The organism is Thermomonas sp. S9 (assembly GCF_024704365.1).
GTDB lineage: Bacteria > Pseudomonadota > Gammaproteobacteria > Xanthomonadales > Xanthomonadaceae > Thermomonas.
In genome coordinates this window covers 901,324-920,436 of the sequence record NZ_JAJDFY010000001.1, presented here as the reverse complement: position 1 = coordinate 920,436, position 19,113 = coordinate 901,324, and the positions used below count along the sequence as shown (strand labels likewise).

Genomic DNA, 19,113 nt, shown 5'->3' with positions numbered 1-19,113 from the left:
GCGCGGCCAGCCCGGCCATGGCACCCATCGGAAAGGGCGGCGCAAGCCGCCCTTCTGCATCCGGGCCGCGCTGCGCGCCCGCCTCAGGCGAGGCGCGCGGGATCGAACGGGGCCGGGTCGAGGTCCGGCGCGCGTCCGGTGATCAGATCGGCCAGCAGTTGGCCGCCACCGGCACTCATGCCCACGCCCATCATGCCGTGGCCGAGGTTCAGCCACAGGCCCGGCTGGCCGGGGGCGCGGCCGATCAGCGGGATGTCGTCGCGGCTCATCGGCCGCCAGCCGCACCATTTCTCCTGCACCTCGGGCCCGGTCGGCTGCCGCAGGAACTCCGTCGCGCCGCGCTCCAGCGCGCCCAGGCGACGCTCGTTCAGGCTGTCGTCGAAGCCGGAGAACTCCATCGTGCTGCCCAGCCGGTAGCCGCCGCGCCAGGACGTGACGCAGACCGAGGGCTCGATCAACACCAGCGCCCGCTTCGGCAGCAGCGCGGGCGGCGCGTAGGTGATCGAATAACCCTTGCCGGGCTGGATCGCACCGCGCAGCCAGCGCTGGCCGACCGCACGCGCCAGCAGCGGCGCCCAGGCGCCGGTGGTCAGCACCACGTCACGGGCCTGGATGCGGCCGCGGCTGGTGTCTGCCAGCAGGCCGTGGCGATCGCGGGCCAGGCCGCGCAGCTGGCAACGCTCGAACACGTGCCCGCCGTGCAGGCGCAGCACGCGCGCCAGTTCGGACACGTAGTGGTCGGGCCGCAGCGCGGCATCGCCGCTGAAGCGCATGGCGCCGGCCACGCCGGGTTTCAGCGCCGGCTCCTGCGCCTCGTAGGCAGCGCCGTCAAAGACCTCGACGTCGATCCCCAGCGCGCGCAGCAGGGGCAGATCCTCCAGTTCCGACTCCAGCGCGCGGCGGGTGCGGAAGACATAGTCCTCGCCGGATTCGTGAAAACCGCACTCCAGGCCGTGGCGGGCGATCCAGTCCGCGATGCGCTGGCGCGAATCCGCCAGCAGGGCGTACTTGGCGCGCGCGCTGGCGGCGTAGTCGCGCGCGTTGCAGCGGCGGGCGAAGCCCAGGAACCAGCGCAGGCGGCTGGGCGAAAGGCTGGGCTTGACGTACAGCGGCGCGTCCGGGGTGAACATCCAGCGCAGCACCCGCGCCAGCGTGCCCGGGCCGGCCAGCGGCGGAGCGTGGCTGGGCGTGAGGGTGCCGCAGTTGCCGTGCGAGGCGCCGCTGCCGATCGTGCCGGCGTCGATCACGGTGACCTCGCGCCCGGCCTCCACCAGCGCCAGCGCGGTGGCGAGCCCGGACACGCCCGCGCCCACCACCAGGCAATCGACCGTCGCACCTGTCGCCATGTCGCCCCCTGTCCTGCCCCGCGCCAGCGCGGGACAGGCGCCGCCGTCAGTGGTGGTGGCCGCCCTCGCCGTGCACGTGGCCGTGCGCCAGCTCTTCCTCGGACGCCTCGCGCACGTCCACCACCTCGATGTCGAACTCCAGGTCCTTGCCCGCCATCGGATGGTTGAGGTCCACGTCCACCACGCTCATGCCCACCTTCTCGATGGTGACCGCGCGCGGGCCGAAGTTGGTGTTCAACACCACCTGCATGCCGGGCTCCAGCTTCATGTCGCCGAAGTTCTTCTTCGGAATACGCTGGATCAGCCCTTCCCGGCGCTCGCCGTAGGCCTCGGCGGCAGCGACGGCGGCCTTGAAACTGTCGCCGGCCTGCCGCCCCTCCATCGCCTTCTCCAGACCCGGGATGATCTGGCCACGGCCGAACAGGATGGCCAGCGGCTCGCCGACGTCCTTCGAGCGTTCCATCGGGGCCTGGCCGGCTTCGGCCACGGCATAGTGGAAACGGACGACGCGGTCTTTTTCGATCTTCATGGGTGCTCGCTTTCGGTGGGGCGCTTGTGATCGCCGGCGGATGGGCCGACACTGCGCGTGGATGAGACCAGCCGACTGCAACCAGCGACCGGAACCGCATTATCGACGCTACGCGCGGCTGGCGCCATGCCTTGCATTGCTGCTCCTGACGGCGGCGTTGGCCGGCTGCGGCGGCGGCCCCGGGCCCCGCCCCGTGCGGCCGTCCGCCGACCGCGGCCATGCCTGGCCGGTGCTGCCGCCGGCCGACCCTGCCAAGGCCAACGCGGTGCTGATCCGCGCCATCAGCCTGGTCGGCACGCCCTACCGCTACGGCGGCAACACCCCGGAAGGCGGCTTCGACTGCAGCGGGCTGGTCGGCTACGTGTACCGCGACATGCTCGACATCCGCCTGCCGCGCACCACCCGCGAACTGGCCGCGCTGGAAGGCCCGCGCATCCCGCCCGAACGGCTCGCCGGCGGCGACCTGGTGTTCTTCGGCTCCAGTGGCGAGGTCAGCCATGTCGGGATCTACGTGGGCGAAGGCCGGTTCGTGCACGCACCCAGCAGCGGCGGCACGGTGCGGCTGGACCATCTGGACGGCCCCTGGTGGCGCGATCATTACCGCGGCGCGCGGCGGCTGCTGCACTAAAGGGTGAATCCCGTCACATTTTCGCAACCGGCACCACCTGAACAGGGCAACGCGCCTGCTCATCTCCGGGTTCCCTAACGTTTTCTGAACCCTTTGCCGGCCACGGGCGGGCATAGTCCCCGTTCGTTTCCGGCACTGTGATGACCGCGTGAAGACAGATCGCCTGCCCCACGGCCATACCGTCCCCCGACATCGTCGTTTCCCCGCCGCCCTCGCTGCGCTGGCGCTGTCCGCCGCCAGCCTGCCGGCATGGGCCACGAACCCGCCGCCGGCCAAGGCCGGCGAAGCGGCCACGACCGCACCGGCCGCCTTCGCGGCCCCGGCGGCGCCGCTGCCGGCGATCGCCGCCGCGCTGCCGGCCGCCGCCGCCATCGCCACCCCCGACAACCAGCCGCTGGCCGCGCAGCTGCAGGCCCTGCAGAAGGCGCAGGACCAGCTGCAGAAGGGCGGCAGCGCCTCCGCCACGGCCGACACCAACGGCAGCTCGCTGATCAAGAGCGTGTTGCAGCGCGCCTTCACCCTGCTCGGCACGCCCTACCGCTACGGCGGCAGTTCGCCGGAGGGCGGTTTCGACTGCAGCGGCCTGGTCAGCTACGTGTTCCGCACCATCGGCATCGACCTGCCGCGCGTCTCGCGCGCGATGGCCAGCGAAGGCACCCGCATCGTCAGCCGCGACGCGCTGGCCGAGGGCGACCTGGTGTTCTTCGGCCGCCGCGGCCGGATCGACCACGTCGGCATCTACATCGGCAACGGCCAGTTCCTGCACGCGCCGCGCACCGGGCGCGATGTCACCATTTCCAGCCTGACCAGCGGCTACTGGGCGCAGAAGTACATGGAAGCGCGCCGGCTGCCCACCGCGGGCTGAGCCCCGGCGCGGCGCCCAGCCGCAGCAGCAGGGAAAATGGAACTTCGACGCCGCCCACGGGCGGCGTCGCCGCATCCAGGCCCGCCCCACGGCCGGCTCGAATCAGCCGCCGGCGTCCGGCCGGTAGCGCGCGATCGCCTGCTCGGCATTGCGCGCCAGCGCCATCACCTGCTGCGCATACTCGGCCAGGCGCCGGTCTTCCTCGGTCGCCGGCTGCCACGGCGGCACCGGCACCGGGGGCCCTTCCGGTGACGCCAGCGCCACGAACACGATGACGCAATGGGTGCACAGCCGCGCCTCGGCCTGGTCCGCGCGCGGATCGCGCGCACGCACGTCCACCGCGAAATGCATCGAGGTCGTCCCGGTATACACCAGGGTGACTTCCACCGTGACCAGATCGCCGATCCGGATCGGCGCCACGAAGCGGAACCCGCCGACTGCCACGGTGACGCTGTACTGGCCGCTCCAGCCGACCGCCGCGGCATAGCCGGCTTGGTCGATCCACTTCATCACCATCCCGCCGTGAACCTTGCCGCCGAAATTCACGTCCGACGGCTCGGCGAGGAAACGCATGCGCAACTGGCGCTGGCGACCGCTCATACGGGCTCCGTGCCGCGGCGTGCGCGGCGAGACAATTAGAACGGAATGTCGTCGTCGAACGGCACGTCGTCAAAACTGGCCGGCGGCGGCGCTGCCGCGGGCTCACGACGCTGGGCCGGGGCGCTGCGCTGCGGCCGGTCGCCGCCACCGCGGGACTGGTAGCCGCCGCCACTCTCGCCGCCGCCACGCTGGCCGTCGCCGCCGCCGATCATCTGCATCTCGTCGGCAATGATGTCGGTGGTGTAGTGCTTCACCCCGTCCTTTTCGTAGGAACCGTATTCCAGGCGACCCTCGATGTAGACCTGGCGGCCTTTCTTCAGGTACTCGCCCGCGATCTCGCCGAGCTTGCCGAACAGCTTGACGCGGTGCCATTCGGTCTTTTCCTGCTGGTTGCCGTCGCGGTCCTTGCGCACACTGGTGGTCGCCACGCTCAACGTGGTGATCGCCATGCCGCCCTGGGTGTACTTCACGTCCGGGTCGTTGCCGAGATTGCCGACCAGGATCACCTTGTTTACGCCACGTGCCATGTATTGCCTCTCGTCTCGTTTCGCCCGTGGTGGACGATGCCTGTGCAGTATAGCGGCCGGCCAGCGGCACAGGCCGCATCTCGGGGTCGGAAAATCCCGCAGCGCTTATACTGCGGTCTTTCCCTGCACCACCGACCGATGAGCGCCATCCTTGCCGCCCATGCCGTGCCCGACCTGAAGGCGATCCAGGCGCTGGCCGCCCCCGACATGGCCGCCCTGGACGCCCTGATCCGCCGCCGGCTGGCCTCGGACGTGGTGCTGATCAACCAGATCGCCGAATACATCATCGGCGCCGGCGGCAAGCGGCTGCGCCCGCTGCTGCTGCTGCTGGCGGCCGGTGCCCTGGGCCACCGCGGCGCGGATGCGCACCAGCTGGCGGCGGTGGTGGAGTTCATCCATACCTCGACCCTGCTGCACGATGACGTGGTGGACGAATCCGAGCTGCGCCGTGGGCGCCGCACCGCGAACGCGGTCTGGGGCAATGCGGCCTCGGTGCTGGTGGGCGATTTCCTGTATTCGCGCAGCTTCCAGCTGATGGTGGAGCTGGAGCGGATGGACGTGCAGAAGCTCCTCGCCGACACCACCAACATGATCGCCGAGGGCGAGGTGCTGCAGCTGCTGCACGTGCGCAACCCCGACACCGACGAGGCCGCCTACCTGCGCGTGATCGAGCGCAAGACCGCGATCCTGTTCGCCGCCGCCACCGAGCTGGGCGCGCTGCTGGCCGGCGCGGACGCTGCCACCCGGCAGGCGCTGCGCGCCTACGGGCTGGCCCTGGGCTATGCCTTCCAGATCGCCGACGACGTGCTCGACTACGCCGCCGATGCCGCCACCCTGGGCAAGAACCTGGGCGACGATCTCGCCGAGGGCAAGATGACCCTGCCGCTGATCCACGCGATGCGGCAGGCGGACGCGGCCACGTGCGCGCAGCTGCGGCGGATCGTCGAGCACGGCGACCGCGACGGGATGCCGGCGGTGCAGGCGGCGATCGCGCGCGCCGGCAGCCTGGACTACAGCCGCGCCCGCGCGCTGGAGCATGCGCGCGCTGCGGAAGGCGCGCTCGCCGCGCTGCCGGACAATGCCTACACCGAGGCGCTGCGCGGGCTGGCCCGCTACGCCGTCAGCCGCGACCACTGACGCCGCGGTCCCCGCCCCGCTTCAGCGCGGCCGCCCGAACTGCTCGTCGAAGAACTGATGCATCATCGCGTATGCGCGCCGCGCCGCGCGCGGGTCGTACTTGCAGCCGGGTTTGTTGGCGGTCTCCAGCGCGAAACAGTGCACCGCACCGCTGAAGTTGACGAAGGTCCAGTCGGCGCCGGCGCGGTCCATCTCCTGCTCGAACGGGACGATCGCGGTCTTTTGGCTTTCGTCGGCCGCACCGTTGAGCACCAGCAGCGGCGTCTTCACCGACCCCGGCGCGGCCGGCGATTCGGTGTGCAGGCCGCCGTGGAAGGTGACGATGCCGGCCAGCTTGGCCCCGCTGCGCGCCAGTTCCAGCACCGAGGAGCCACCGAAGCAGAAGCCGAACGCGCCAATCCGCGTGCTATCCAGCGGCACCTTGCCGGCCTGCGACTTGAACGCCTCCAGCGCGGCCCGCATGCGCGCGCGCATCAGCGCAGGCTTCGGGTACAGCATCTTGACCTGCGCCAGCGCCTGCCTGTCATCGGCCGGGCGCACGCCCTTGCCGTACATGTCCACCACGAACACCACGTAATCACGGCCGGCCTGCTGGCGGGCCTTGTCCAGCGCGGCCGGAGTGACGCCATACCAGTCGGGCACCATCAGCAGGCCCGGGCGCGGCGCCTGGCTGGCATCGTCGTACACCACGTAGCCGCTGAAATGGTCGCCACCTTGCGTCCACTCCACGGGCCGGGTCTGCATGGCGGCGAATGCGGGGGCGGCGGCAAGCAGGAGTCCTGCAGCAAGCAGCAGGCGGCGCATGGCAGCACCTCGTCGATGAGAGGGAGGCTGTACGATACCGCCGGCGCTTTCCGCGCGCGTGAATCCGCGCGCCGATTGCTTCTTCAGGCGATGCCCAAGCCCGCGATGCCGGAAATCGCCTCGGGATCGAACCCCGCCAGCTGCGCGAAGTGGCGGCCGCGCGCCACATAGTTGGGATAGGCGTCGAAACTGGGCGCGCCGGGCGAGAGCAACACCACGCCGCCCGCCGGCAGCGCCGCGCGCGCCTTGCCGATCGCCTCTTCCAGGTCCGACGCGGCTTCCAGCGCAAAGCCCGCCTGCGCGGCCACCGGCACCAGCAGGGTGTGGATACGCGGACCGTTCTGGCCCAGGGTCACCACCGCGCGCGGCGCGCGGGTGCGCATGGCGTCGGCGAACGTGTCCCACGGCAGTCCGCGGTCGTGCCCGCCCACCAGCACCGCGACCGGGCGGCCCGCATACACCTCCAGCGCCGCCAGCGTGGCCATCGGCGTGGTGCTGATCGAGTCGTTGACATACAGCCGCCCGTCGCGCGCGCCCAGCGGCTGCAGGCGGTGCGGCAGCGGCTGGAATGCGGCGGCCTGCGGCGCCAGCGCCAGCGCATCCAGCCCGAACGCGTCCAGCGCGGTCAGCACTGCGCACAGGTTGCTGCGGTTGTGGCGGCCCGGCAGCGGCAGCTGCGCGGTGTCCATCACGGGCTGATCACCACGGTACAGCGCATCCCCGCGCAGATGCCAGCCGCGCGCATCCCCGTACCAGCGGATCTCGCTGCCTGGCAGCGCCAGCGCCGCCAGGCGCGGGTCGGCGGCATTGAGCACCGCGATCCGCGGCTTCGCCTGCGTCACCAGCGCCAGCTTGTCGGCGATGTAGCGTTCCTCGCTGCCGTGCCAGTCCAGGTGCTCGGGATGCAGGTTGGTGACGATGGCCACCTGCGGCCGCACGCCGGCGGCGGCGACGTCGCCGGTCTGGTAGCTGGACAGCTCGATCGCCCACGCCTGCGCCTGCGCGTCCAGCAGCTCCAGCAGCGGCAACCCGATGTTGCCGGCCAGCGCGGTGCGCAGCCCGGCCGCGCGCAGCAGGTGTGCCAGCAGCGCGGTCGTGGTGCTCTTGCCCTTGGTGCCGGTGACGCACAGCATGTTGGCAATCGCACCGTCGTCATCCGCGCGCTCGGCCAGCCACAGCGCGGTGCCGCCGAGGAAGCGGGTACCGCGCTGCGCAGCGAACACGGCTTCAGGACGATATGGGCTGATGCCCGGCGACTTCACCACCACCTCGAACGTGGCCAGGCGTTCGCCGCTGGCGACCGTCTCGACCACCAGGTGCGGATCGCCCAGCGCGGCGGCCTGCACGGCTTCCGCGGGCGCGCAGAACAGGGTCAGCGCCTGCGCGGGCAGGCGTGCGCGCAGCGCATGGTAGGCGGCGCGCCCCTCGTGGCCCCAGCCCCACAGCGCCACCCGGCGCCCGGCCAGATCGGCGATGCGCAGGGGTTCAGGCAGCGAAGCGGACACGCAGGCGCTCCCACAGCGCGGCCGGGATGCGGTGCTCGCCGGCCGGCACCAGCAGCGGTTCGATGGCCAGCTCCGCCGCGTCCAGCTGCGGCAGGATCTCGCGCGCGAACCGGCGCACCACTGCGTCCTCGCGCCAGTCCGGGCGCTGCGCCAGGGCGGCCATCGCGGCGCGCGACTCGCGGCCCTCGCCGACGCATTCGAACGGCTTGTGGTCCTGGTATTCCAGCAGCGCGTCGAAGCCGGGAATCTGCGCCGGGTCGTCCAGCAGGTTGCGGCCGACGATGCCCACCAGCCGCGGCTTGGGCATGAACGGCGCCAGCGCGAGGAACACGAAGTGGCATTTCGGGCAGACCCCGCACCAGCGGCTGGTGGGGCGCTCGCCCAGGATGTGGAAGTTGCGGTTGCAGCTGGAGAAATGCGCGTCGTAGCGGTCGGTCTTGGCGAACTGCCGCGCTACCGCCAGCTCGCTCAGCGGACGCAGCAGGGAGTAGTAGTGCAGGTCCGCGGCCACGTGCGACTGCAGGTGGTCGCCGAACGCCGACTCGAACGCCCAGCCCTTCGACCACTGGTGGTTCACCTCGCCGGTGCCGGGGATCAGCGAGCCGTAGCTGGCCGAGCGCTCGTTGGAGAACACCACCTGGTCCACGCCCAGCACCAGTGCGGCCAGCGCGAGGATGGCCGAGTTCACCGCGGTCACCGGGATGTGGCCATTCCACGCGCCCTGGCGGTTGAACTCGAACAGCTGCGGCGCGAGCTGGCGACCGATGTTGAGGGTGGGCAGCCCGGTATGCGCGGCGCAGGCGGCGATCAGCTGCGAACCGCCGATCCACGTCACCGTCTGGGCGACGCCTTCGGCGCGCAGCGCCTCGATGCTGACCAGCGAATCCTTGCCGCCGCCGATGGCGACCAGCGCATGCGGGCGCAGGCCCAGCGCGGGGGCGGCCGGCGTCGGCGCGTCCTCCGCGGGGAAGCGCAGCCGGTCGCGCAGGTCCAGCCCGTTGCGGTAGGCGAATTCGCCCAGGCCGTTGCGGTACACGCGCTCCAGCAGCGCGGCCGTGGCGGCGTCGATGGGCGCGCCCTCGATGCGGATCTCGCCCGGCACCGCCGCCTTGTAGTAGCTGACCCCGGCGATCAGATGCAGCAGGTGCAGGGCGCGCTGGACCGCGGCCGCACGCGCCCCGTCGAGTGCGAACGGCGCGCCGGGCACGGTCACGGTCTCGACCAGTTCGGGGCCGTCGTCGAAGGCGTACACCAGCTGCGCGACGCCGGTCTGCGCATCGAAGCCGCAGCGCACGAAGCGGAAGGTACGGATGGCGTCGCGGTGGAAGGTCCAGTCGGTCATGGGAATCCGTTGCATGCGCGGCGTGTCAGGCGCCGCCGGCGAGGATGTCCTCGGCCGGCAGCGGGCGCAGATTGTAGGTGCTGGCCATGCTGAAGCCGTAGGCGCCGGCGTCCGCGATCAGCATCACGTCGCCCGGCGCGGTGGCGGCGGGCAGCTTGACGCGGTGGCCGAACACGTCGCTGGACTCGCAGATCGGGCCGACCACGTCGAAGTCGTAGCGGGCGCCATCGTCCAGCCGCGACAGGTTGTGGATGTCGTGCCAGGCGTCATACAGCGCGGGGCGGATCAGCGCGTTCATGCCGGCGTCCAGGCCGACCCGCAGCACGCCGTCCTTCTCCACCACCTGGGTCGCGCGCGCCAGCAGCACACCGGCCTCCGCCACCAGGAAGCGGCCTGGCTCGATCGCGAGCTGGAATGCGGGATGCACGGCCTTGACTGCCGCCAGGGCGGCCGCCCAGGCGTCGAGGTCGAACGGCTCGTCGTCGGCGCTGTAGGGAATCGGCAACCCGCCGCCGATGTCCAGCACCTCCACGCTGCCGATCCGGCGCGCGAAGCCGGCCAGTTCATCCACCACCTGCTGCCAGTGGCTCACCGTCTCGATCCCGCTGCCCAGGTGCGCGTGCAGGCCGGTGATGCGCACGTCCAGCGCGCGCGCGGCGTCCACGAACTCGTCCACCCGCTGCGCCGATAGCCCGAACTTGGCCTCTCTGCCACCGGTATTGACCTTGGCGTGATGGCCGTCGCCGTGGCCGAGGTCGATGCGCAGCCACAGCACGCGTCCGCGGAACACCTCCGGCCAGCGCCGCAGCAGCTCCACGTTGTCCACGGTGACGGTGACCCCGCGCGCCAGCGCCGCCCGGTATTCGGCGATCGGCGCGAAGCTGGGGGTGAACAGCACGCGCGCCGGGTCGAGGCCGGGCAGCGCCGCGAAGGCGCGCTCCAGCTCGCCCTGCGACACGCATTCCAGCCCGAAGCCTTCGTCCACCAGCGCACGCAGGATGGCGGGATGCGCGTTCGCCTTGATCGCGTAATAGCGGCGGTCCAGCGCGGCGATGGCCTGGAGCTGGCGCGCGCGCGCCAGCACCGTCGGCAGGTGGTAGGCATAACGTGGGGTGTTGCCTTGCGCGAGCAGCAGCAGCGCCGCGCGCGCCTGCGGCATCCGCCACCACGGCGCCGGCCGCGGCCGGAAAGTCCCTTCGATCTCGCGCCAGCGCGGGCCGAACACCTCCGCTTCGTGCACCGGCATCGCGCCGGAGTCGATCAGCGCCGCGTGCAGCTTCGGCAGCATGCCGTCGGCTGCGGCCTCGTCCACCACGAAGGTCAGGTTGAGATCGTTCGAGGACTGCGAAATCAGGTGCACGTTCTCGCGCCCGAACATCGCCCACACGTCCTGCAGTTTGTGCAGCAGCGCGCGCATGCCGCGCCCGACCAGGGTGATCGCCGCACACGGCGCGATCACCTTGACCCGGCAGACTTCGGCCAGATCCGCCGAGAGCGCCGAGAGCACGTCGGTGGTGACCAGGTTCTCGGACGGGTCCAGCGACACCGTCACGTTGGTCTCGGCCGAGCCGATCATGTCCACCGACAGCCCGTGGCGCTTGAAGCGTTCGAACACGTCGGCCAGGAAGCCCACCTGCTGCCACATGCCGATGCTTTCCATCGACACCAGCACGATGCCGTTGCGGCGGCTGATCGCCTTCACGCCGGGCACCGGCTCGGCGGCCTCGTCGATGCGGGTGCCCGGCAGGTGCGGGCGCTCGGTGTCGAGGATCAGTATCGGCACGCCGGTGTTGCGGCACGGCCGCAGCGAGCGCGGGTGCAGCACCTTGGCCCCGGTGGTGGCGATTTCCTGCGCTTCGGCATAGTCCAGCCTGGTCAACAGGCGTGCGTCCGGCACCTCGCGCGGGTTGGCGCTGAACATGCCGGGCACGTCGGTCCAGATCTCCACCCGGCGCGCACCCAGCAGCGCACCGAAATAAGCGGCCGAGGTGTCGGAGCCGCCGCGTCCGAGGATCGCGGTGCCGCCATCGCCATGCCGGGCGATGAAGCCCTGGGTGATCAGCAGCTGGCTGGGCTGGGCGGCGAAGCGCGCGCGCCAGCCGGCGTCGGCCTGCCACTGGCAGTTCACCGACAGCCGCTGCGCCCACGCGCTCTGGTTGGGCTGCGGCGGCAGCGCAGTGAGCCAGTCGCGCGCGTCCATCCAGCCGATGTCCAGCCCCTGCGCGCGCAGGTAGGCGGCGCCAAGCGTGGAGGACAACAGCTCGCCCTGCGCCAGCACCTCGGCCTGCCAGTCCAGCGGCCGCGTCGCTGCGCGCGGGTCGTCCAGCAGGTCGCGCAGCGCGGCCAGGCGCGCGCCCAGCACGGCCTCGGCTTCCAGCTCGAGTTTGACGGCGAAGTCGCGGTGGCGCGTCTCCAGCTGCGTCACCCGCGCGGCGGCATCCGCCGCGCCGTCGGCAATCGCAGTCAGCGCGTTGGTGACGCCCGACAGCGCGGACACCACCACCAGCACCCGCGGCGCCTCCTGCAGTCGCGCGGTCGCCAGGTGCCCGATGGTGTCCCAGCGCGTGCGTTTGGAGACCGAGGTGCCGCCAAACTTGAGCACCAGCCAGCCAGCATCGGACGCGGGGGGACGTGTGGACATGGATCCGCAGGAAACAGGAAATGGAATGGGGTCGGGACGCCGGGGAGACGCAGACGAAGAAAATGCCGCGAGCCGCGGCACTGGTGCATTCTAGCGGCCCCGCCCCTGCGTCCGTCGATTGCCCGCCATGATCCGTCGTTATCTGCAGCTGGATGTGTTCGCCGCCCGCCCGGGTCAGGGCAACCCGCTGGGCGTGGTGCTGGATGCGCAGGATCTGGACACTGCGGCGATGCAGGCGCTGGCCGCCTGGCTGAACCTGTCGGAAACCGTGTTCTTCCTGCCGCCCGACCCTGGCGCCGACTACCGCATCCGCATCTTCACCCCCGGCAGCGAACTGCCGTTCGCCGGCCACCCCAGCGTGGGCGCGGCCTGGGCCGCGGCCCAGCATCGCCTGGCGCAACCCAGCGCCGGCAGGCTGGTGCAACAGTGCGGCGCCGGGCGCCTGCCAGTGCGCATCGAGATGCAGGGCGCGCAGCTGCTGCCGTTCGTGCGCAGTCCGCGTGCGCGCGAAGTCGCGCGTCATGGCGACCCGCTGCCGCACGGGCTGGACGCCCTGATCGCGCCCGGCACGCAGGCCACGCTGTGGGACAACGGCCCGCGCTGGTGAGCGCTGGAAGCCGCCTCGGCGGTCGCCCTGCGCGCGTTCCGCCCGGATTTCGCCGCGATCGCCGCCTGGACCAATGCCACCGCCGCCACCGGGGTTGCGGTGTATGCCTTTGAAGCAGCCGCGACCCACGCGCTGGCGGTGCGCGCGTTCTGCCCCGGCGATGCGGTGAGCGTGCCGGAAGACCCGGTCACCGGCAGCGCGAATGCCGCCATCGCCGCCTGCCTGCACCGCCAAGGGCGGCTGCCCGGCACGGACGGTGCCTACGTCGCCAGCCAGGGCCGCGAACTGGGCCGCGACGGGCGGGTCTCGGTGCGGGTGGATGGCGATGGCGAGGTCTGGATCGGCGGCCAGGTGCAGCAGGTGATCGAAGGCCGGCTGGACTGGTAAGCTGCGCGCCCTTTTCGCGCCCCCCCGCCATGCCCCGCCGCTACGTGCAACTGGATGTGTTCGCCTCCCGCCCCGGCGCCGGCAATCCGCTGGCGGTGGTGCTGGACGCGCAGGGCCTGGACGGTGCCGCGATGCAGGCCATCGCGCGCTGGACGCGGCTGCCGGAAACCACCTTCGTGTTCCCGCCCAGCACGCCAAAGGCCACCCACGCCATCCGCATCTTCAGTCCGCGCCGGGAAGTGCCGTTCGCCGGCCACCCCAGCGTCGGCACCGCATATGCGCTGCTGGATGCGGGGCTGGTCAAGCCGCGCATCGACGCGGAGGGCGCGCAGTTCCTGGTGCAGGAAGGCATCGCCGGCCTGCTGCCGCTGCGCGTGCGCGGCGAAGGCGCCACGCGCACGCTGGCGGTGCGCACGCCGCGCGCGCGGGTGCAGGAAATCGCCGCGCCCGACGATGCCCGCCTCGCCGCCGCGCTGGCCGGCCTGCGCCTGGGCGCGCTGCCGCCGGTGCTGATGGACGGCGGGCGCCGCTGGTGGCTGGTGGAACTGGCCGACGAGGCGCACCTGCGCAGCGTGCAGCCCGACTGGGACGCGATCGCCGCGCTGGCCGAGACCACCGACAGCATGGGCCTGTTCGTGTACGCGCGCAGCCACGACCCGGTGTATTACTACGCGGTGCGCGCCTTCGTCGGCGCCCCGGCACGCTTCGAGGACGCCGCCTCCGGCGCCGCCAACGCCACCCTCGCCGCCTGGCTGGCCGAGCGCGGCGCGCTGCCGCCCCGCCCGGGCGGCTTCTACCGCGTCAGCCAGGGCCGCGAAGTGGGCGTTGATGCCATCCTCGAACTGACCGTGGATGCGCAGGGCGAGGTCTGGTCCGGTGGGCGGGCGGTGCCGGTGGTACGCGGCGCGCTGGACTGGCCGCAGGGCTGACCGCCACCGGCCAGCCGCGCCGGCGGACTGCCGACCTGACGAAGCCGCGCCAGGGCGCGGCTTCGTCGTGGTGCAACCGGCGCGGAGGTCAGACGTTGAAGCGGAAGTGCAGCACGTCGCCTTCCTGCACCCGGTAGTCCTTGCCCTCCAGGCGCAGGCGGCCGGCGTCGCGCGCGCCGGCTTCGCCGCGGTATTTGATGAAGTCGTCGTAGCCGATGGTCTCGGCGCGGATGAAGCCCTTCTCGAAATCGGTATGGATCACGCCCGCGGCCTGCGGCGCGGTGGCGCCGGCCTTGACCGTCCACGCGCGCACTTCCTTCACGCCGGCAGTGAAGTAGGTCTGCAGCCCCAGCAGCCTGTAGGCGGCGCGGATCACCCGGTTCAGGCCCGGCTCGTCCAGCCCGAGGTCGGCCAGGAAGGCATCGCGGTCGGCCTCGTCCAGCTGGCTCAGCTCCTCCTCGATCGCCGCGCACACCGGCACCACCTCGGCGCCCTCGCCGGCCGCGCGCGCGCGACCGCGTCCAGGTGCGGGTTGTCCGTGAAGCCGTCCTCCAGCACGTTGGCCACGTACATCACCGGCTTCAGGGTGAGCAGGAACAGCTCGCGCACCAGCGCGCGCTGCTCCTCGTCCAGCGCCACCGTGCGCGCGGCCTTGCCCGCGTCCAGCGCGGCGCGCAGCTTGCCCAGCACCTCGATCTTCGCCCTGGCGTCCTTGTCGCCGCCCTTGGCCACGCGCTCGTAGCGGGCGATCGCCTTGTCCACCGACTCCAGGTCGGCCAGCGCCAGCTCGGTGTCGATGGTCTCGATGTCGGCGATCGGATCGACCTTGTTGGCGACGTGGATCACGTCGGGGTGCTCGAAGCAGCGCACCACGTGGCAGATCGCGTCCACCTCGCGGATATGCGCCAGGAACTTGTTGCCCAGGCCCTCGCCGCTGGCCGCGCCGGCGACCAGCCCGGCGATGTCCACGAACTCGACCGCGGTCGGGATCACCTTCTGCGGCTTGACGATCTCGCTCAGCGCATTGAGCCGCGGGTCCGGCACCGGCACCACGCCGACGTTCGGCTCGATCGTGCAGAACGGGAAGTTGGCCGCGGCGATGCCGGCCTTGGTCAGCGCGTTGAACAGGGTGGACTTGCCGACGTTCGGCAGTCCGACGATGCCGCATTTGATGCCCATGATGCGTCTTGCTCCGTTGCCGCGCCGACCAGTTGCCGGCGCGATGAACTCATGGCGAGCGCGGCGTGTGCAGCCGCGTCATCGCCTCCATGAAATCGCCGCGCACCGCCAGCGGCAGCACGTCGGCGGCATTGCCGATCGCGCGCAGGATCAGGGCCTCGTCGGCCGCGCCCGGGCGCCCGAGCACCCACGGCGTCACCTGATCCTTGTGGCCGGGATGGCCGATGCCGATGCGCAGGCGGTGGAAGCGCGCGTGCCCGAGCAGGCGGATGGTGTCGCGCAGCCCGTTCTGGCCGCCGTGGCCGCCGTCGAACTTCAGGCGCGCCACGCCCGGCGGCAGGTCCAGCTCGTCGTGCGCCACCAGCATCTCCTCCGGCGCGATCTTCCAGTAGCGAAGCGCGGCGGTGACCGACTTGCCGCTGGCGTTCATGAAGGTCGCCGGGCGCAGCAAGCCACACCGGCTGGCCGGCGATGTCCACCTTCGCGGTCTCGCCGAACAGCCTGCTTTCCAGCCCGAAGCGCGCGCCGCGGGCCTGCGCCAGCGCGTCAATAAACCAGAACCCGGCGTTGTGCCGGGTTCGCAGATACTCGGCACCGGGGTTGCCCAGCCCGACGATGAGACGAAGACCGGCCATCGCGCTTCTCCCGCCGCAACCGTCCCGGCGGCGGCCAGGCCGCGCGCCGGGACGATGCGCCTGGGATTACTTGTCGTCCTTCTTGGCGGCCTTGGTGGCCGGCACCTCGGCCGCGGCCGGGGCCGCCTCGTCCGTCACTTCTTCTTCCTTGGCGTGCTTGGCGATGACCACGGCCACGTCGTGCTCCTTGCCCAGCTTCAGCGCCGGCAGCTCGACGCCGGCCGGCAACTTGAGGTCGGACAGGTGCACCACGGCGCCCACGGCCAGCTCGGCCAGATCGACCTCGATCGCTTCCGGCAGGTCCTTCGGCAGGCAGCTCACTTCCACTTCTGTCAGCTCGTGGGTGATGACCACGCCGCTGGTCTTGCCGGCCGGTGACTTCTCCTGGTTCAGGAAGTGCAGCTGGACCTTGGTGCGCAGCGCCTGGCTGGCGTCCACGCGCTGGAAGTCCAGGTGCAGGATCAGCTGCTTGTACGGGTGGCGCTGCATGTCGCGCAGCAGGACCTGCTCGACCTTGCCGTCGATGTCCAGGTTCAGGATCGACGAATAGAACCACTCGTGGTGGCTGGCGAGCCAGATCTGCTCGTGCTCGATCTGGATGGCCTGGGGAGCGGACTTGCCGCCGTAGACGATGGCCGGCAGCTGGGCCGCACGACGCAGGCGGCGGCTCGCACCCTTCCCCTCGACGTTGCGGCTGGTGGCCTTGATGGTGTGTTCGGACATGGGATGACTCACTTCTCGTTGCGATGAAGCCGCCTCGCGGCGGCGAAGACACTCACCCGCGACCAGGTGAGTGGGGGCACCGCCGGCGGACCAGCGGCGCGGATGGGATCAATCCACGTACAGCGAGCTGACCGATTCGCCGAACGCCATCCGGCGGATGGTCTCGGCCAGCAGTTCGGCCACGCTCAGCTGGCGGATCCTGGCGCAGGCCTGGGCGGCCGGCGACAGCGCGATGGTGTCGGTGACGACCAGCTCGTCCAGCGACGAACGGTTGATGTTGTCCAGCGCCGCGCCCGACAGCACCGGGTGCACGCAGTAGGCGACCACCTTGCGCGCGCCGCGCTCCTTGAGCGCGTTGGCGGCGGCGCACAGGGTGCCGGCGGTGTCCACGATGTCATCCACCAGCACGCAGGTCTTGCCCTCGACGTCGCCGATGATGTTCATCACCGTCGCCACGTTGGCCTTCGGCCGGCGCTTGTCGATGATGGCCAGCTCGGCATCATCCAGGCGCTTGGCGATCGCGCGCGCGCACCACGCCGCCGACGTCGGGCGACACCACGATCACGTTGTCGGTGCCGTGCACGCGCCAGATATCCGCCAGCAGCAGCGGCGAGGCGTACACGTTGTCCACCGGGATGTCGAAGAAGCCCTGGATCTGGTCGGCGTGCAGGTCCACCGTCAGCACCCGGTCGGCATCCGCCGCGCCGAACATCTTGGCCGCCACCTTGGCGGTGATCGGCACCCGCGCCGAGCGCGGGCGGCGGTCCTGGCGGGCGTAGCCGAAGTACGGCACCACCGCGGTGACGCTGGCCGCCGATGCGCGCTTGAGCGCGTCGATCAGCACCAGCAGCTCCATGAAGTTCTCGGCGGTCGGCGCGTTGGTGGGCTGGATGACGAACACCTCCTGCCCGCGCACGCTCTCCTCGATCTCGACCTGCACCTCGCCATCGGAGAAGCGGCTCACCAGCGCCTTGCCGGGGCGCACTCCGAGCTCGCGGCACACCGCGCTCGCCAGCGGTTTGTTGGCGTTGCCCGAGAAGACCAGCAAGTTGGGATTGTCCTGCATGGCGATGACCGCGTTGGAGGGCGATGGGGGTGGGCGGGGCGGAAACCGGGGACGGCAGGGACAGGCTGGCAGGGGCGGAAGGATTCGAACCTACGTATGCCGGGATCAAAACCCGGTGCCTTAACCACTTGGCGACGCCCCTGTTGGATGACGCTCCACCGCATCCAGCAGTGGCGACCGTTCCGCGCCGCGCGCCAGCCAGGCGTTCACGCCCGCCGGCAGCGCCGCCAGTGCCGCTTCGGCGGAACCGCGGTTCGCGAATTCCACGAAACAGCCGCTGCCGGAGCCGGTCAACCGCGGCAGCCCGACCTGTGCCAGCGCGGCGAACACCGCCTCGACGGCGGGCTCGCGCCGGCGCAGGACCGGCTCGAACGCGTTGCCGCGCACGTTCCCGGAAAGGAAGTCCGCTATTGTCGCGGGCGCGGCATCCTTCGTCAATTCAGGGGATTGGAACAGGGCCGCGGTGGAGGCATGCACGCCGGGGTCGGCCAGCAGGTACCAGGCCGGGGGCAGCGTGATCGCCACCAACTGCTCGCCGACCCCGGTGGCCCAAGCGTTGCGCCCGCGCACGAACACCGGCACGTCCGCGCCCAGCCGCAGGCCCAGTGCGGCCAGCCGATCCTCGCCCAGGTGCAGGCCCCAGAGCCGGTCCAGCGCCACCAGCACGCTGGCGGCATCGGACGAGCCGCCGCCGAAGCCGCCCCCCATCGGAATGCGCTTTTCGATGCCGATTTCCACACCTTGCGCGCAGTTCGTCTCTTTTTTCAGCAGATCCGCGGCGCGGAGCAGGAGATCGTCGGCCGCCGCGACGCCGGGCACGCCGGCGCCGGCGCGCAGGAGGCGGCCATCCGCGCGCGGGCGCAGGAACACGGTATCGCCCCAGTCGAGCAGGCGGAACACGGTCTGCAGCGCGTGGTAGCCGTCGGGGCGGCGGCCGGTGATGTGCAGGAACAGATTCAGCTTGGCCGGCGCCGGCCAGGCACTCCAGCCTTCCACCGCGGGGAAGCCAGTGCGGGCATCCGCGCGCGCCTCAGTCATCGCGCCCACCCCAGGCATCCACCACCAGGCGCACCCGATCCTCGCCGCGGCGGGCCTCGATCCCGCAGCGGCAGGGCCGGGCCGTCGAAGCTGCCTGGGGCCCAGCCGGCGTACTCGACCACCCAGCCGGCCTGTTCGATTCGGCGCGGCAGCAGGTCGGGGGCGTAGGTGATCCGCGCCGGGCCGAAGGCCGCAGCCGGGGCCTGCGCGCCGCGCAGCCAGCAGCCGAGCGCGGCCAGCGGGATATCCCAGCCGGTGGAGTCGCGCAGCAGGCCGGCGGCATCCGCCGCCCGGCGCGGGCCACCCTCCAGCCCGCGCAGGGTGGCCCCGCCGGCATCCACGTCCAGTTCCCAGCCCTGGCGGGTCACCGGGGCCGACAGCTGCAGGTGCAGCTGGCCCCCGCCCTGCACCCAGTCGAGCCGGCCACTGCCACCCTGGCGCCCGTTGGCCAGCGCCACCCGCGCGGACAGCCGCCAGGCCGGGGCGGCGCAATCGCCGTCGCCGCCCAGGCCCAGGGCCTGCAGGCGCAGGCGCTGGGCCGCTGCGCCCGCATCCGGATCGCCCACCGGCGCAGCCGGCGGCGGCAGCGATGCGCAGCCGGCCAGCCCCAGCAACGCGGCCAGCG

At 71.7% G+C, this 19,113-nt stretch carries 15 protein-coding genes, 1 tRNA gene and 4 pseudogenes; 5 read left to right on the top strand and 15 right to left on the bottom strand.

Going from position 1 to position 19,113, the window contains the following annotated elements; genetic code table 11:
• Positions 1-83: 83 nt before the first annotated feature.
• Together LJB71_RS04570 and LJB71_RS04565 are read right to left on the bottom strand one after the other, a co-directional pair.
• Positions 84-1,346: an FAD-dependent oxidoreductase gene (locus LJB71_RS04570; protein ID WP_259303254.1), complete on the bottom strand. Its 1,263-nt coding sequence runs from the start codon at positions 1,344-1,346 to the stop codon at positions 84-86.
• Between the two features lie 46 nt (positions 1,347-1,392).
• The gene (locus tag LJB71_RS04565) at positions 1,393-1,875 is read right to left on the bottom strand and encodes a peptidylprolyl isomerase (protein ID WP_259303253.1); all 483 of its coding nucleotides are present in this window, start codon (positions 1,873-1,875) and stop codon (positions 1,393-1,395) included.
• Between the two features lie 61 nt (positions 1,876-1,936).
• On the opposite strand from LJB71_RS04565, the gene LJB71_RS04560 reads away from it, so the two are divergent.
• Both LJB71_RS04560 and LJB71_RS04555 read left to right on the top strand, forming a co-directional pair.
• Positions 1,937-2,503: a C40 family peptidase gene (locus LJB71_RS04560; RefSeq protein ID WP_259303252.1), complete on the top strand. Its 567-nt coding sequence runs from the start codon at positions 1,937-1,939 to the stop codon at positions 2,501-2,503.
• 148 nt (positions 2,504-2,651) lie between these two features.
• Positions 2,652-3,368: a C40 family peptidase gene (locus LJB71_RS04555; protein ID WP_259303251.1), complete on the top strand. Its 717-nt coding sequence runs from the start codon at positions 2,652-2,654 to the stop codon at positions 3,366-3,368.
• A 102-nt stretch (positions 3,369-3,470) separates the two neighbouring features.
• On the opposite strand, the gene LJB71_RS04550 is transcribed toward LJB71_RS04555, so the two are convergent.
• Together LJB71_RS04550 and ssb are read right to left on the bottom strand one after the other, a co-directional pair.
• Positions 3,471-3,968, bottom strand: a complete 498-nt coding sequence (locus tag LJB71_RS04550; protein WP_259303250.1) for an acyl-CoA thioesterase — start codon at positions 3,966-3,968, stop codon at positions 3,471-3,473.
• A 35-nt stretch (positions 3,969-4,003) separates the two neighbouring features.
• Positions 4,004-4,495 carry a single-stranded DNA-binding protein gene (gene ssb / locus LJB71_RS04545; protein WP_259303249.1) on the bottom strand — a complete coding sequence of 164 codons (492 nt, stop codon included), beginning with the start codon at positions 4,493-4,495 and terminating at the stop codon, positions 4,004-4,006.
• A gap of 138 nt (positions 4,496-4,633) precedes the next feature.
• Between ssb and LJB71_RS04540 the strand changes: the two genes are divergently transcribed.
• The gene (locus tag LJB71_RS04540; protein WP_259303248.1) at positions 4,634-5,632 is read left to right on the top strand and encodes a polyprenyl synthetase family protein; all 999 of its coding nucleotides are present in this window, start codon (positions 4,634-4,636) and stop codon (positions 5,630-5,632) included.
• 21 nt (positions 5,633-5,653) lie between these two features.
• Here the strand turns inward: LJB71_RS04540 and LJB71_RS04535 are convergent, their stop codons facing one another.
• The 4 genes from LJB71_RS04535 to LJB71_RS04520 all read right to left on the bottom strand — a co-directional run bounded on the left by LJB71_RS04535 (position 5,654) and on the right by LJB71_RS04520 (position 11,924).
• Complete coding sequence (locus LJB71_RS04535; protein WP_259303247.1) at positions 5,654-6,436, bottom strand: dienelactone hydrolase family protein; 783 nt, start codon at positions 6,434-6,436, stop codon at positions 5,654-5,656.
• A gap of 83 nt (positions 6,437-6,519) precedes the next feature.
• Positions 6,520-7,917, bottom strand: a complete 1,398-nt coding sequence (gene murD, locus LJB71_RS04530) for a UDP-N-acetylmuramoyl-L-alanine--D-glutamate ligase (protein WP_259304737.1) — start codon at positions 7,915-7,917, stop codon at positions 6,520-6,522.
• A 4-nt stretch (positions 7,918-7,921) separates the two neighbouring features.
• Positions 7,922-9,283 carry a UDP-N-acetyl-alpha-D-muramoyl-L-alanyl-L-glutamate epimerase gene (gene murL / locus LJB71_RS04525; RefSeq protein WP_259304736.1) on the bottom strand — a complete coding sequence of 454 codons (1,362 nt, stop codon included), beginning with the start codon at positions 9,281-9,283 and terminating at the stop codon, positions 7,922-7,924.
• 25 nt (positions 9,284-9,308) lie between these two features.
• Positions 9,309-11,924, bottom strand: coding sequence for a bifunctional aspartate kinase/diaminopimelate decarboxylase (locus LJB71_RS04520; RefSeq protein ID WP_259303246.1), 2,616 nt, complete (start codon positions 11,922-11,924; stop codon positions 9,309-9,311).
• A gap of 127 nt (positions 11,925-12,051) precedes the next feature.
• On the opposite strand from LJB71_RS04520, the pseudogene LJB71_RS04515 reads away from it, so the two are divergent.
• Both LJB71_RS04515 and LJB71_RS04510 read left to right on the top strand, forming a co-directional pair.
• Positions 12,052-12,918: pseudogene (locus tag LJB71_RS04515) on the top strand (PhzF family phenazine biosynthesis protein).
• Positions 12,919-12,947: 29 nt separating this feature from the next.
• Entirely contained in the window at positions 12,948-13,847 is a 900-nt protein-coding gene (locus tag LJB71_RS04510; protein WP_259303245.1) for a PhzF family phenazine biosynthesis protein, read from the top strand.
• Positions 13,848-13,935: 88 nt separating this feature from the next.
• Here the strand turns inward: LJB71_RS04510 and ychF are convergent.
• The 7 genes and pseudogenes from ychF to LJB71_RS04475 form a co-directional block, all read right to left on the bottom strand.
• Positions 13,936-15,026: pseudogene (gene ychF, locus LJB71_RS04505) on the bottom strand (redox-regulated ATPase YchF).
• Between the two features lie 49 nt (positions 15,027-15,075).
• Positions 15,076-15,661, bottom strand: a pseudogene (gene pth, locus LJB71_RS04500) (aminoacyl-tRNA hydrolase).
• A 66-nt stretch (positions 15,662-15,727) separates the two neighbouring features.
• Positions 15,728-16,384 carry a 50S ribosomal protein L25/general stress protein Ctc gene (locus tag LJB71_RS04495; RefSeq protein ID WP_259303244.1) on the bottom strand — a complete coding sequence of 219 codons (657 nt, stop codon included), beginning with the start codon at positions 16,382-16,384 and terminating at the stop codon, positions 15,728-15,730.
• A gap of 108 nt (positions 16,385-16,492) precedes the next feature.
• Positions 16,493-17,450 (bottom strand): annotated as a pseudogene (locus tag LJB71_RS04490) (ribose-phosphate diphosphokinase).
• Positions 17,451-17,516: 66 nt separating this feature from the next.
• Positions 17,517-17,592: transfer RNA gene (locus LJB71_RS04485), tRNA-Gln, on the bottom strand.
• Complete coding sequence (ispE, locus tag LJB71_RS04480; protein ID WP_259303243.1) at positions 17,571-18,488, bottom strand: 4-(cytidine 5'-diphospho)-2-C-methyl-D-erythritol kinase; 918 nt, start codon at positions 18,486-18,488, stop codon at positions 17,571-17,573. Before ispE ends, LJB71_RS04485 begins: the two co-directional genes overlap by 22 nt.
• Positions 18,485-18,946 carry an outer membrane lipoprotein LolB gene (locus LJB71_RS04475; protein ID WP_259304735.1) on the bottom strand — a complete coding sequence of 154 codons (462 nt, stop codon included), beginning with the start codon at positions 18,944-18,946 and terminating at the stop codon, positions 18,485-18,487. The genes ispE and LJB71_RS04475 overlap by 4 nt, the downstream gene beginning before the upstream one ends.
• Positions 18,947-19,113 lie beyond the last annotated feature (167 nt).

What these genes read in the sequence shown, in the direction of transcription:
- LJB71_RS04495 (WP_259303244.1), bottom strand. Translation starts at nt 16,384, where the DNA reads ATGTCCGAACACACCATCAAGGCCACCAGCCGCAACGTCGAGGGGAAG.
- LJB71_RS04570 (WP_259303254.1), bottom strand. Translation starts at nt 1,346, where the DNA reads ATGGCGACAGGTGCGACGGTCGATTGCCTGGTGGTGGGCGCGGGCGTG.
- LJB71_RS04540 (WP_259303248.1), top strand. Translation starts at nt 4,634, where the DNA reads ATGAGCGCCATCCTTGCCGCCCATGCCGTGCCCGACCTGAAGGCGATC.
- LJB71_RS04535 (WP_259303247.1), bottom strand. Translation starts at nt 6,436, where the DNA reads ATGCGCCGCCTGCTGCTTGCTGCAGGACTCCTGCTTGCCGCCGCCCCC.
- LJB71_RS04550 (WP_259303250.1), bottom strand. Translation starts at nt 3,968, where the DNA reads ATGAGCGGTCGCCAGCGCCAGTTGCGCATGCGTTTCCTCGCCGAGCCG.
- LJB71_RS04565 (WP_259303253.1), bottom strand. Translation starts at nt 1,875, where the DNA reads ATGAAGATCGAAAAAGACCGCGTCGTCCGTTTCCACTATGCCGTGGCC.
- LJB71_RS04520 (WP_259303246.1), bottom strand. Translation starts at nt 11,924, where the DNA reads ATGTCCACACGTCCCCCCGCGTCCGATGCTGGCTGGCTGGTGCTCAAG.
- LJB71_RS04560 (WP_259303252.1), top strand. Translation starts at nt 1,937, where the DNA reads ATGAGACCAGCCGACTGCAACCAGCGACCGGAACCGCATTATCGACGC.
- LJB71_RS04510 (WP_259303245.1), top strand. Translation starts at nt 12,948, where the DNA reads ATGCCCCGCCGCTACGTGCAACTGGATGTGTTCGCCTCCCGCCCCGGC.
- ispE (WP_259303243.1), bottom strand. Translation starts at nt 18,488, where the DNA reads ATGACTGAGGCGCGCGCGGATGCCCGCACTGGCTTCCCCGCGGTGGAA.
- ssb (WP_259303249.1), bottom strand. Translation starts at nt 4,495, where the DNA reads ATGGCACGTGGCGTAAACAAGGTGATCCTGGTCGGCAATCTCGGCAAC.
- murL (WP_259304736.1), bottom strand. Translation starts at nt 9,283, where the DNA reads ATGACCGACTGGACCTTCCACCGCGACGCCATCCGTACCTTCCGCTTC.